The organism is Streptomyces katrae, assembly GCF_000717655.1.
In the GTDB taxonomy this organism is placed as follows: domain Bacteria; phylum Actinomycetota; class Actinomycetes; order Streptomycetales; family Streptomycetaceae; genus Streptomyces; species Streptomyces katrae_B.
In genome coordinates, this window is record NZ_JNZY01000002.1 from 257,472 (window position 1) to 270,761 (window position 13,290).

Annotated in this window: 8 protein-coding genes; 1 reads left to right on the top strand and 7 read right to left on the bottom strand. The window is 70.9% G+C overall.

The features are described 5' to 3' along the window. Positions 1-17: 17 nt before the first annotated feature. From IF09_RS0103380 to IF09_RS0103410, 7 genes are all read right to left on the bottom strand, one after another. Complete coding sequence (locus tag IF09_RS0103380; RefSeq protein WP_030291696.1) at positions 18-536, bottom strand: DUF4240 domain-containing protein; 519 nt, start codon at positions 534-536, stop codon at positions 18-20. 117 nt (positions 537-653) lie between these two features. Beyond that, positions 654-3,335, bottom strand: coding sequence for a pyruvate dehydrogenase (acetyl-transferring), homodimeric type (aceE, locus tag IF09_RS0103385; protein ID WP_030291698.1), 2,682 nt, complete (start codon positions 3,333-3,335; stop codon positions 654-656). A 221-nt stretch (positions 3,336-3,556) separates the two neighbouring features. Next, the gene (locus tag IF09_RS0103390; protein WP_030291700.1) at positions 3,557-4,180 is read right to left on the bottom strand and encodes a GntR family transcriptional regulator; all 624 of its coding nucleotides are present in this window, start codon (positions 4,178-4,180) and stop codon (positions 3,557-3,559) included. 86 nt (positions 4,181-4,266) lie between these two features. Beyond that, positions 4,267-5,625, bottom strand: a complete 1,359-nt coding sequence (locus IF09_RS0103395; protein ID WP_030291702.1) for a lipase/acyltransferase domain-containing protein — start codon at positions 5,623-5,625, stop codon at positions 4,267-4,269. Positions 5,626-5,740: 115 nt separating this feature from the next. Further along, positions 5,741-7,540, bottom strand: a complete 1,800-nt coding sequence (sucB, locus tag IF09_RS0103400; protein ID WP_030291704.1) for a 2-oxoglutarate dehydrogenase, E2 component, dihydrolipoamide succinyltransferase — start codon at positions 7,538-7,540, stop codon at positions 5,741-5,743. Positions 7,541-7,593: 53 nt separating this feature from the next. After that, on the bottom strand, positions 7,594-8,982 hold the full coding sequence (gene lpdA / locus IF09_RS0103405; protein WP_030291706.1) for a dihydrolipoyl dehydrogenase: 1,389 nt from the start codon (positions 8,980-8,982) through the stop codon (positions 7,594-7,596). Positions 8,983-9,279: 297 nt separating this feature from the next. Then, the gene (locus IF09_RS0103410) at positions 9,280-10,824 is read right to left on the bottom strand and encodes a leucyl aminopeptidase (RefSeq protein WP_030291712.1); all 1,545 of its coding nucleotides are present in this window, start codon (positions 10,822-10,824) and stop codon (positions 9,280-9,282) included. Between the two features lie 346 nt (positions 10,825-11,170). Between IF09_RS0103410 and IF09_RS0103415 the strand changes: the two genes are divergently transcribed. Then, positions 11,171-13,198 (top strand): hypothetical protein, encoded by a 2,028-nt coding sequence (locus IF09_RS0103415; protein WP_030291714.1) that lies wholly within the window; start codon positions 11,171-11,173, stop codon positions 13,196-13,198. Positions 13,199-13,290: the final 92 nt, after the last annotated feature.

A 13,290-nucleotide genomic window follows, 5' to 3' on the forward strand; every position in this document is an offset into this window, starting at 1 on the left:
ACACTGCCAAGACACTGCTACGAGCGAAAACGGTCCCACAGCCGGGGGAAGCGCTCCGCGAGCACGGCTTCGTTCTCGAAGTCCAGCGGGGTGCCCTCCGGCTCGGCCGCCTGCAGCGGAATCCCCAGGTCCGGTGCCACCGCGCCCGTCAGCTGCTCGTACGCCTCGTCGGCCGCGTACCCGAGCTCCTCGCCGTCCCCGTCGATGTCCTCGTCGAACTCGTCCAGGAGCTCCGCGAGCGCATCCGGGTCGTGCACCGCGCCCTCGAAGACCTCCCGGCCCTGGCCGATCAGCCAGCACCGGAAGTAGTCGAACGCGTCGTCGCTCGCCCCGTCGAGCAGTACCCAGGCCGCGCCCCACAGGTCCCACGTGTACGCCCGGTTGTACCGGGACTCGAAGTGGCGGGCGAAGTCCAGGACGGAGTCCGGATCGAGCTGCGCCAGCCGCTCCACGAGCAGCTCGGCGTGTTCCTCGGGGTCGCCCTCGGCGGCCTCGCGGGTACGGTCGACGATCTCCCAGAACTCCGTCTCGTCCATCACCGCTCCAGCATCACGGGTGCGCCCCCTCGCCGCCACCGCTCATACGGCCAAAGGCCGGTGTCCGCCCCCGTCACAGGGGTGGACACCGGCCTTCGGCCTCACCGTGCCGTTGCCTTACAGGCCGTAGCGCTCGCGCGCCTCCTTGACGGCGGACGCCGGCACCTCGCCGCGGCGGGCGAGCTGGGCCAGCGCGGCCACCACGATCGACTGCGCGTCGACGCCGAAGTGGCGGCGGGCGCCCTCGCGGGTGTCGGACAGGCCGAAGCCGTCCGTACCGAGCGAGGTCCAGTCCTGCTCCACCCACTGGCTGATCTGGTCCGGGACCTGGCGCATCCAGTCGGAGACGGCCAGCACCGGGCTGGTGACGCCCTCGAGCGCGCGGGTGACGTACGGGGTGCGCATCTCGCCGCGCAGCAGCGCCTCGTCGCACTCCAGCGCGTCGCGGCGCAGCTCGCCCCAGGAGGTGGCGGACCAGACGTCGGCGCCCACGTTCCAGTCGGCGGCGAGCAGCTGCTGCGCCTCCAGCGCCCAGTGGATCGCCGTACCCGAGGCCATCAGCTGGATCTTCGGGGCGTCGGCGGCCGGGGCCGACTCCAGCGAGGAGGCCTCGTTGAAGCGGTAGAGGCCGCGCAGGATGCCTTCCTCCACGCCCTCCGGCATGGCCGGCTGCACCTTCGGCTCGTTGTAGACCGTCAGGTAGTAGAAGACGTCCTCGGGCTGCTCGCCGTACATGCGGCGCAGACCGTCCTTGACGATCACCGCGATCTCGTACGCGAACGCCGGGTCGTAGTTCAGCGACGCCGGGTTCGTGGACGCGATCAGGTGCGAGTGGCCGTCCGCGTGCTGCAGGCCCTCACCGGTCAGCGTGGTGCGGCCGGCGGTGGCGCCGACGATGAAGCCCTTGCCGAGCTGGTCGGCGAGCTGCCACATCTGGTCGGCGGTGCGCTGCCAGCCGAACATCGAGTAGAAGATGTAGAAGGGGATCATCGGCTCGCCGTGCGTCGCGTACGACGTGCAGGCGGCGATGAAGTCGGCCATGGCACCGGCCTCGGTGATCCCCTCGTTGAGGATCTGGCCGTCCTTGGCTTCCTTGTAGTACATCAGCTGGTCGCGGTCGACCGGCTCGTACGTCTGACCCAGCGGCGAGTAGATGCCGGCCGACGGGAAGAGGGACTCCATACCGAAGGTACGGGCCTCGTCGGGGACGATCGGGACCCAGCGCTTGCCGGTCTCCTTGTCCCGCATCAGGTCCTTGACGAGCCGGACGAAGGCCATGGTGGTGGCCATCTCCTGCTTGCCGGAGCCCTTGAGCAGCGGGGCGAAGGAGCGCTCGGCCGGAGCCGGCAGGGCCACGTGGTGCACCTTGCGGGCGGGGGCCGGGCCGCCGAGGGCCGCGCGCCGCTCGTTCAGGTACTGGACCTCGGGGCTGTTGGCGCCCGGGTGGCCGTACGGGACCTTGCCGTCGACGAAGGCGCTGTCGGGGATCGGGAGGCCAAGGAGGTCACGCATGTCCTTGAACTCGTCGGTCGTCAGCTTCTTCATCTGGTGGTTCGCGTTCTTCGACTCGAACCCGGCACCCAGCGTGTAGCCCTTGACGGTCTGCGCGAGGATGACCGTCGGCGCGCCCTTGTGCTCCAGGGCGGCCTTGTACGCGGCGTAGACCTTGCGGGGCTCGTGGCCGCCGCGGGAGCTGTGGAAGCACTCGGCGATCTTCGCGTCGGACAGTACGCCGGCCAGCTGCACGAGCTCGGCGTTGGCGCCGAAGAAGTGCTGGCGGATGTAGGCCACGTCGCGGGTCGCGTACGTCTGGAACTGCGCGTCCGGTACCTCGCGCAGGCGGCGTACCAGGGCGCCCGTGGTGTCGAGCCGGAACAGCTCGTCCCAGGCGGAGCCCCACAGCGACTTGATGACGTTCCAGCCGGCGCCGCGGAACTGCGCCTCCAGCTCCTGGACCACGCGGAAGTTGGCGCGGACCGGACCGTCGAGGCGCTGCAGGTTGCAGTTGATGACGAAGGTCAGGTTGTCGAGCTGCTCGCGGGAGGCGAGGGCCAGGGCGGCGGTCGACTCGGGCTCGTCCATCTCGCCGTCGCCGAGGAAGGCCCAGACGTGCGAGTTCGCGGTGTCCTTGATGCTGCGGTTCTGCAGGTAGCGGTTGAAGCGCGCCTGGTAGATCGCCGACAGCGGGCCGAGGCCCATGGACACCGTGGGGAACTCCCACAGCCACGGCAGGCGCCGCGGGTGCGGGTAGGACGGCAGGCCGTTGCCCCCGGACTCCTGGCGGAAGTTGTCGAGCTGCTGCTCGGAGATGCGCCCGTCGAGGAAGGCGCGGGCGTAGATGCCGGGGGAGGCGTGGCCCTGGATGTAGAGCTGGTCGCCCGATCCGTCGGCCTCCTTCCCGCGGAAGAAGTGCTGGAAGCCGGTCTCGTAGAGCCAGGCCGCCGAGGCGAAGGTGGCGATGTGGCCGCCGACGCCGTACTTGGAGCCGCGGGTCACCATGGCGGCCGCGTTCCAGCGGTTCCATGCGGTGATCTTGGCTTCCATCTCCTCGTCGCCCGGGAACTCGGGCTCGGCGGAGGTGGGGATGGTGTTGACGTAGTCCGTCTCCAGCAGCTTCGGCAGGGCGAGGCCGGCGGCCTCGGCGTGCTGGAGGGTGCGGCGGAGCAGGTATTCGGCGCGGCGCGTACCGGCGGCCTTGGCGACGGCGTCGAGGGAGGCCGCCCATTCGGCGGTCTCCTCGGTGTCGCGGTCCGGGAGCTGGTCGAGCTCGCTCGGAAGCTTTCCTACGGGGTCGGACATCGGTGTGCGCCGCCTTCCGGACAAAGGAGAGGTGGTGAAGAAATCCCTGACGGGCAGGACAGGGTCGATGGGCCCGGGTGGGGTCCGTCGTCGACTGTAAATCGCTGATCGATGATCGATCAAACGAATGTGACGTTGAAATGGCCATCCGGCCAAAAGTCGGCACCCGGTGCCATGAAATCAGGCACCCGGTGCCGGGCAAACCGGGACAGAATGACCCGTCAGGCGCGGGGTGCGCACCCCAGGACGTGCCGCTTCACCAGCACGCCGATGTCCGGATCCTGATTGCGGAACGCCTCCACCAGGGCCGCGTGCTCCTCGGCGTACGACTTCTGGACGGTTCCGAGCCAGCGGATGGACAGGGCCGTGAACACCTCGATGCCCAGGCTCTCCCACGTGTGCAGCAGCACGCTGTTACCGGCCGCCCGCACCAGCTCCCGGTGGAACCCGACGGTGTGCCGCACCTGCGCGGTCCCGTCCTCGGTGCGGTCGGCCTCCCACAGGGCCGCCACGTGCGGCTCCAGCGCCGAGCAGTCGGCCGCCAGCCGGGGCGCGGCCAGCTCGGCCGCGATCTGCTCCAGGCCGGCCCGGACCGGGTAGATCTCCTCCAGGTCGGCCGCCGACAGGTTCCGTACGCGTACGCCCTTGTTCGGCGCCGACTCGATCAGCCGCAGCGTCTCCAGCTCGCGCAGCGCCTCGCGCACGGGCGTCTGGCTGACCTCGAGCTCGACGGCGATCCGCCGCTCGACGATCCGCTCGCCGGGCTTCCAGCGCCCGCTGACGATCCCCTCCACGATGTGCTCGCGGATCTGCTCGCGCAGCGAGTGCACGACGGGTGGGGTGATCATCCGGGCTTCATCTCCTGTGGGGGCATGCAGAGCTCTGATGCGTAGACAATACGGCGGAGTAGCCCGCTGGGATGCGTTCCTGGTCAGGGCCGTTGGGTGAGGCTGGTAACAAGGACGACGCCCAGCGCCGTGACCCGGCCCACCGACAGCCGGTACGCGCCCGGTTGCGGCGGCGGGAACGAGGCGGCGTAGCGGCCGCCGCCCAGGCTGCGCAGGGGGAGGGCCGTCGGGCGGCTGCCGTCCGACGGGCGCAGTTCCGCCGTGAGCCGCAGTTCCGCGTCGGGAGCCGTGACCGTGACCTCGTACGGGACTCCGGCCGCCACTACGGCGGGTGCCTGTACGCCCAGGCGGGCCGTGGCGGCCGGGTGTTCGCGCCGGTGGGGCGGGGGCGTATGGCCCAGGAGACCCCACAGGGCGTCCCGGACGCCCCGGTTGTGGTGCAGGGAGCCGTGCTGCTCGTACGGGGTGAACGACCCGGCAACCGCGCGGCCGTCGCCGGGAGCGTCCGCCGGGAGGGCCGCGAGGAGCGGTACCGTGCCGTCGCCGCCCCCGGCGGCGCCGTCGAGGTCCGGCAGGAGCGTCAGACGGCCGTCCGCGTACGAGGCGCTCATCGCCGTGGGCTGGCCGGCGCCGGCGATCGCGTGCAGTTCGGCCTGCGGCGGGGCGCTGCGCAGGTCCGCGTGGAAGCCGGCCGCATCCGCCAGCAGGGCCGCGTCCACGCCCGGCAGACCCGGCAGGTCGCGTGCGCACGCGAGGCCCTGCGGGCCCGTCACGCACGCGTAGTCGGCGGCCAGCTGGTGCAGGGACGGCAGGCTGCGGGCGAACGCCCCGAGGTCCGGGCCCGGCAGGAGGCCGCCGTTGACCAGGCTGGCCAGGGCCTCCACGGAGCCCCGGTGCGGGGTGCCCAGGGTGATCAGGCGGCGGGTGATCTCGTGGCCGCCGAGGCGCTCCACGTAGTGCCGGGCCACCAGCCCGCCCAGCGAGTGGCAGAGGAAGACCACCCGCGCCTCGCGGCGCTCGGGCGCCGAGGCCCGCCAGCGTTCCAGCTCCAGGTCGATGCGGCCCTTCAGCCGCTGCGCGTTGAAGCGGCACGACAGGCGCCAGTCGTACGGGAACGTGAGGAGGTTGTCCGACACCGACAGGGTGAAGTGCCGCTCCAGCCAGCGCAGCAGGTCCGTGTAGCCGTCCACCGGGTGCCAGATGCCGGGGAGGGCGTGCAGATCGGGCATGAGGCCCACGGGGACGACGCCGTCGCCCGGGTCCCCGTCGCCGATGTCCTCCGGGAGGCGAAGGGCCGTAACGGAGCGGCCGAAGGCCTGCAGGCCGCGTAACAGGGCGGCGCCCGACAGGTCCCAGACCGCCGTGCCGTCGGCGGCCGCCAGGCGGCTGCCCGTCATGCCCGGCAGTACCACGACGAGATCCGTCACCCGTGCCCGTGCCATACGACGCCCCCCGAGATGTCACACATGGACCCACCAGGGTATGACGACGGCGCCCCCGCCCGAAGTGGTTCCGGGCGGGGGCGCCTTCGTGGCGTCTGCCGATGGGGCGTCAGCCTCAGAGGCCGAGCTCGACCTCGAACTCGCCGGCCTCGAGGATCGCCTTGACGGCCGAGAGGTACCGGGCCGCGTCCGCACCGTCCACCAGGCGGTGGTCGTAGGACAGGGTCAGGTACGTCATGTCGCGGACGCCGATAACGGTGCCCTCGGGGGTCTCGATGACCATCGGGCGCTTGACCGTGGCACCGATGCCCAGGATGGCGACCTGGTTCGGGGGCACGATGACCGTGTCGAACAGCGCACCGCGCGAGCCGGTGTTGCTGATGGTGAAGGTCGCGCCCGACAGCTCGTCCGGCGTGATCTTGTTGCCGCGGACCTTGGCGGCCAGGTCGGCGGTGGCCTTGGAGATGCCCGCCAGGTTGAGGTCACCGGCACCCTTGATGACCGGGGTCATCAGGCCCTTCTCGGAGTCCACGGCGATGCCGATGTTCTCCGAGTCGAAGTAGGTGATGGTGCCCTCGTCGTCGTTGATCCGGGCGTTGACGACCGCGTGGGCCTTCAGCGCCTGGGCGGCGGCCTTGACGAAGAACGGCATCGGCGAGAGCTTGACGCCCTCACGGGCCAGGAAGGAGCCCTTGGCCTGCTCGCGCAGCTTCATGATCTTGGTGATGTCCACCTCGACCACGGAGCTGAGCTGAGCCTGCGAGTGCAGCGCCTTCATCATGTTGTCGCCGATGACCTTGCGCATGCGGGTCATCTTGACGGTCTGGCCACGCAGCTCGGAGACCGCGGCGGCCGGGGCCTTCGCGGCGGGAGCGGCGGCAGCCGGAGCCGGGGCGGCAGCGGCGGCCTTGGCGGCCTCGGCGGCGGCGAGGACGTCCTGCTTGCGGATACGGCCACCGACGCCGGTGCCCGAGACCGAGGCCAGGTTGACGCCGGACTCCGAGGCGAGCTTGCGCACCAGCGGGGTCACGTACGCGCCCTCGTCACCGGCGGAGACCGGGGCGGCGGGGGCAGCGGGGGCGGCAGCCGGAGCCGGGGCAGCGACCGGAGCCGCAGCGGCCACGGGGGCCGGAGCGGCAACCGGAGCGGCCGGGGCGGCCGGAGCCGGAGCGGCGGCCGGGGCAGCCGGAGCCGGGGCGGCCGGAGCCGGGGCGGCAGCGGCCGGAGCAGCCGCGACCGGGGCCGGGGCGGCAGCGGCCGGAGCGGCGGCGGCCGGAGCCGGAGCGGCGGCCGGGGCGGCACCCGCGGCGCCGATGACGGCCAGGACGGTGCCGACCTCGGCGGTCTCGTCCTCGTTGATCCGGATCTCGAGCAGCGTGCCGGAAACCGGCGCGGGGATCTCGGTGTCGACCTTGTCCGTGGAGACCTCGAGCAGCGGCTCGTCGGCCTCGACGGACTCGCCGACCTGCTTCAGCCAGCGGGTGACGGTGCCCTCGGTGACGCTCTCGCCCAGGGCGGGGAGAACGACGTCCGTGCCGGAGGCGGCGGGGGCGGCGGCCGGAGCCGCGGCGGCCGGAGCCGCGGCCGCGGGGGCCTCGGCGACCGGAGCCGGAGCGGCCGGCGCGGCCGGAACCTCGGCGACGACGGTCTCGGCCTCGGCGGCAGCCGGCGCGCCGGAGCCGTCGTCGATGACGGCGAGCTCGGCGCCGACCTCGACGGTCTCGTCCTCGGCGACCTTGATGGACGCCAGGACGCCGGACACGGGCGACGGGATCTCGGTGTCGACCTTGTCGGTCGAGACCTCGAGCAGCGGCTCGTCGGCCTCGACGCGCTCGCCCTCGGCCTTCAGCCAGCGGGTGACAGTGCCCTCAGTGACGCTCTCGCCGAGCGCCGGAAGGGTTACGGAAACCGACATGGTTTCTGTTGCTCCTTACGAAAGTGCGGAAGTGGTCGTCGCGCCCGGGACGATCAGTCGTGGGAGTGAAGCGGCTTGCCGGCCAGGGCCAGGTGGGCCTCGCCGAGCGCCTCGTTCTGGGTCGGGTGCGCGTGGATGAGCTGCGCGACCTCGGCCGGCAGGGCCTCCCAGTTGTAGATCAGCTGGGCCTCGCCGACCTGCTCGCCCATCCGGTCACCGACCATGTGGACGCCGACCACGGCACCGTCCTTGACCTGGACGAGCTTGATCTCGCCCGCGGTCTTGAGGATCTTGCTCTTGCCGTTGCCCGCCAGGTTGTACTTCAGGGCCACGACCTTGTCCGCACCGTAGATCTCCTTGGCCTTGGCCTCGGTGATGCCGACGGAAGCGACCTCGGGGTGGCAGTACGTGACGCGCGGAACGCCGTCGTAGTCGATCGGGACGGTCTTCAGACCGGCCAGACGCTCCGCGACCAGGATGCCCTCGGCGAAGCCGACGTGCGCCAGCTGCAGGGTCGGGACGAGGTCACCGACGGCCGAGATCGTCGGCACGTTGGTCTGCATGTACTCGTCGACCAGGACGTAGCCGCGGTCCATCGCGACGCCCTGCTCCTCGTAGCCGAGGCCCTGCGAGACCGGGCCGCGGCCGACGGCGACCAGCAGCACCTCGGCCTCGAAGGTCTTGCCGTCGGCCAGCGTGACGCGCACGCCGGTCTCGGTGTACTCGGCCTTGTCGAAGAAGGTGCCGAGGTTGAACTTGATGCCGCGCTTGCGGAACGCGCGCTCCAGCAGCTTCGAGCTGTTCTCGTCCTCGACCGGGACGAGGTGCTTGAGGCCCTCGATCACGGTGATGTCGGAGCCGAAGGACTTCCACGCCGAGGCGAACTCGACGCCGATGACGCCGCCGCCCAGGACGATCGCCGACTCGGGGACGCGGTCCAGGACCAGCGCGTGGTCCGAGGAGATGATGCGGTTGCCGTCGATGTTCAGGCCCGGCAGCGACTTCGGCACGGAGCCGGTCGCCAGCAGGATGTGGCGGCCCTGGATGCGCTGGCCGTTCACGTCGACGGAGGTCGGCGAGGAAAGGCGGCCCTCACCCTCGATGTACGTCACCTTGCGGGAGGCGACCAGGCCCTGCAGGCCCTTGTACAGGCCCGAGATGACCTCGTCCTTGTACTTCTGCACACCCGCGATGTCGATGCCCTCGAAGGTGGCCTTCACGCCGAACTGGGCGGCTTCGCGCGCCTGGTCCGCGATCTCGCCCGCGTGGAGCAGGGCCTTCGTGGGGATGCAGCCGTTGTGCAGGCAGGTGCCGCCGAGCTTGTTCTTCTCGATCAGGGCAACGTCCAGACCCAGCTGGGATGCGCGCAGAGCTGCGGCGTAACCGCCACTGCCACCGCCGAGGATCACTAGGTCGAAAACGGTGCTGGCGTCGTTCGCCACGTCACGTCCTCCATGCATGTGCGCCGGGCACCGGTCCTCTGTGACCGGGCGGCGGCTGGTAATCGGCCGCTTGCTTCTTCGGCCCTGTGGTGGGGGCCCTGTCCTGCCGAGAACCCATCTTCGCATTTGTCGGGGGAACGCGGGACGCCGGGCCCGGACTGTGGCAGGTCGTTCTGCCCGAAGTAACGGTTACCCGTGCGTAGAAACCTACGGATTGCTTCGGATTCCGTCGTGAGCGAACCTCGCCCCGGGCCTCCTCCAAGGGCCCGGGGCGAGTCGCGTCTCACACGGGGAGCGTCAGCCCAGGTCGCCCGTGGCCGTACGCTCGGCCAGCCGCACCAGCGTGCGCACGGCGGAACCGGTGCCGCCCTTGGGGGTGTAGCCGTACGGCGCACCCTCGTGGAAGGCCGGGCCCGCGATGTCGAGGTGCGCCCAGGTGATGCCCTCGCCCACGAACTCCTGCAGGAAGAGGCCGGCCACCAGGCCGCCGCCCATGCGCTCGCCCATGTTGGCGATGTCGGCGGTGGGGGAGTCCATGCCCTTGCGCAGGTCCGCGGGGAGCGGCATCGGCCAGGAGGCCTCGCCGACCTCCTCGGCGATCTCGTGGACCGCCGTGCGGAAGGCGTCGTCGTTGGCCATGATCGCGAAGGTCCGGTTGCCCAGGGCCAGCACCATGGCACCGGTCAGGGTCGCGACGTCGACGATCGCGTCCGGGTTCTCCTCGGAGGCCTTGGTCAGCGCGTCGCCCAGGACGAGGCGGCCCTCGGCGTCGGTGTTCAGGACCTCGACGGTCTTGCCGCTGTACATGCGCAGCACGTCGCCGGGGCGGGTGGCGGAGCCGGAGGGCATGTTCTCGGCGAGCGCGAGCCAGCCGGTGACGTTGACCTCGAGGCCCAGCTTGGCCGCGGCCACGACGGAGGCGAACACGGCGGCGGCGCCGGACATGTCGCACTTCATCGTCTCGTTGTGGCCGGCCGGCTTCAGGGAGATGCCGCCCGAGTCGTAGGTGATGCCCTTGCCGACGAAGGCGAGGTGCTTCTCCGCCTTGGGGTGGGTGTAGGCGATCTTCACCAGACGCGGCGGGTTCTCCGAGCCCTTGCCGACGCCCATGATGCCGCCGAAGCCGCCCTTGGTCAGTGCCTTCTCGTCCAGGACCTGGACCTTGAGCCCGTGCTCCTTGGCGGTCGCGGACGCGACGGCGGCGAAGGCCTCGGGGGTGAGGTCGTTCGGCGGGGTGTTGATCAGGTCGCGGGCGACGTTGACCTCGGTCGCGACGACCGTGGCGCGCTCGACGGCGGCCTTGTGCTCCTTGTCGCGCGGCTTGGCACCCAGCAGGGCGACCTCGGCGAGCGGCTGCTTCGGGCCGCCGTTCTTGTCGCCGTTCTTGCGGGCCGCCTTGTTCTCGCCGCCCTGGTAGGCGGTGAAGGCGTACGCGCCCAGCAGCGCGCCCTCGGCGACGGCCGTGATGGCGGAGGCGTCGTCCAGGGGCAGGGCGAAGGCGGCCTTCTTGGTGCCGTGCAGCGCACGGGCGGCGGCGCCGGCGGCGCGGCGCAGGGCCTCCTCGTCGTACGACTCGTCCTTCTCGGGGACGGGGCCGAGTCCGACCGCCAGCACGACCGGGACCTTCAGGCCGTCCGGCGCCGGCAGCTTGGTGGTCTCGCCTTCGGCGCCGGAGGCACCGAGTGCGTCGAGCACGGCGGCGAGCTTTCCGTCGTACGCCTTGTCCACGGCCTCGGCGCCTGCGGCGACGACCGGGCCCTTCGGGCCCTTCGCCACGCCGACCACGAGGGCGTCGGCGCGGAGCGTCGCCGCGCCGGCAGTGCTGAGAGTCAGAGCAGTCACGGTGGTGAAGTCTCGCTTCCGTTTGTGTTGTGGGCCGAGTGGGTGGACGGCCATCCGTAGCGATCGTATTCCGGCCCGACGGCCGCCAGAAATGAGCCTACGCGTACCGGCTGGTCCGTACGTCACTCGAAGGTTTGGCAAGTTGTTCGATCAAGACGCCACCAGGTTCACCCATCCGTGGCTTCCGGACCAGGTTTGCCCTTTAGACCTGACGAGGTCCGAGAGACTCGAGCCACTCTCGCAAGGGGACGCGGGGTCCCTTTGCATGATTTCCACAGAGCCTCCTCGGCCCGGCCGACCGCCATAGGGCCGTTGTCGAGTGATGCCTGCGGGGGGAAAGGCCGAAATGGTCAACAAGAACCGGATGAACAGGGCTGCCGCCGCAATGGCGGTGGCAGCGCTGATGTCCGTGGCAATGCCCGCTGCGACCGCACAGGCGGCCGTGACACCGCGCATCGACCTGAAGGTGCTCGTCGTCGACGACGGCGGCAGCTCGGTCGAGGCCATCACCGCGGAGCTCCGGGACACCGGAGTCCCCTACACCCGCGTGCTGCTGGGCGGCTCCGGCCGCCCGGTGATCAACGCCGCGTTCCTCAGCGACACGGTCGACGGCCGGCCGCGCGCCAAGTACCAGGGCGTCGTGCTGCCGAACGAGAACCCGTTCGGCGAGGGCTCGGCCGAGATGGCCGCGCTCACCGCGTACGAGACGACGTACGGCATCCGCCAGGTCGACGCGTACACCTGGGCCCACCCGGGCGTGGGGCTCGAGTACACCGACAACGGCGGCTACAGCGGGCAGCTCGACGGCACCCAGGCCGCGGTCACCGCGGCCGGCAAGGCGGGCCCCTTCGACTACCTCGCCGGTCAAGTCGCCTTCGAGGACAACTCCACCCTGGTTCCGGAGAGTTTCGGGTTCATGGGCAAGCCGCGGGCCGGCTACACCAGCTACCTCGACGCACCCGTCGCCGGCGGACGGGCCTCGCTCGTCGGCGAGTACATGCACGACGGACGCAGCGAACTGGTCGTCACCTTCGGATACAACCAGTACCAGCAGCAGTTCCGGCTGCTGGCCCGCGGCATCGTCGACTGGCTCACCCAGGGGGTCCACCTCGGCCAGAGCCGCAGTTACTTCGCGGTCCACGTCGACGACGTCTTCGCCCCGGACGCCCGCTGGAGCAAGGACCTCAACTGCACGCCCGGCGACTACGCCTGTGCGGGCGGCGAGGGCAAGGAGAGCACCATCCGCATGACCGCCGCCGACGCCCAGTACGCGGCGCAGTGGCAGACGAGCAAGAACTTCAAACTCGACCTCCTCTTCAACGCCGGCGCCGGCGAGGAATGGAAGGCCGAGAACGGCGGCACCGACGCCCTCACCGCGCAGCTGGTCTCGGACCGGGCCAAGTACCGCTGGATGAACCACACCTACACGCACCCGTTCCTCGGCTGCGTGCAGAACACCGCCACCATCCCGTGGACCTGTACGAAGAACGCCCAGGGCGCCGTCAACTGGATGAGCCGCGCCGAGATCTCCGCCCAGATCCGCGACAACAACAGCTGGGCCGCCGCCAAGGGCATCACCACCGACCGCAGCGAGCTCGTCACCGGCGAGCACTCGGGCCTCAAGACCCTGCCGCAGCAGGACCAGGACAACCCCAACCTGGCGGGCGCGCTCGCCGACAACGGGGTCAAGTGGGCGGGCAGCGACAACTCGCGCGAGCCCGTGCAGCGCGCGGTCGGCGCCGCCCTGACCGTCCCCCGCTACCCGATGAACGTGTACTACAACACGGGCACCAACGCGGAGATGGCCGACGAGTACAACTGGATCTACACCAGCCGCGCCGACGGCGGCAGCGGAGTCTGCGAGGACAACCCCGCGACCTCCACCTGCCTCCCGGCCCCGCTCAGCACCACCACCGGCTACCTGGACTACATCGTCCCGGCCGAGGCGCGGACCGCCCTGCGCCACGTCCTGGCCAACGACCCGCGTCCGCACTACGTCCACCAGTCCAACCTGGCCGAGGACCGCACCCTCTACCCGGTGCTCAACCAGGTCCTCGACACCTACCGCGCGCTCTACGCGCCCAGCGCCCCGATCGTGAACCAGAGCATGAAGGACACCGGGGTGGAGCTGAGCCGCCGGGCCGCCTGGGACAAGGCGCTGGCCGAAGGCAAGGTCACCGCCTACCGCATCGGGACCGCCGTCACCGTCAAGGCGCCGTCCGGCGTCGTCGCCCCGGTGACCGCACCCACCGGCACCAAGAAGCAGCTCCTGCTGGGCACCGCCGACTTCGGCACCGCCTACGCGGGCAACCGCTCGGCGTGGACCGCGCCCGAGCTGCTGCAGAGCGCGGTCACGCTCAAGCTGCCCAGCTGACCTGCCGCTGCACCATCTGCACGGGTGAGTGAGCCGAAGGGGACGCGTCGGCGAAGGAGGGCGAGCGCCCGGAGAGAACCGCGAGGTCGATG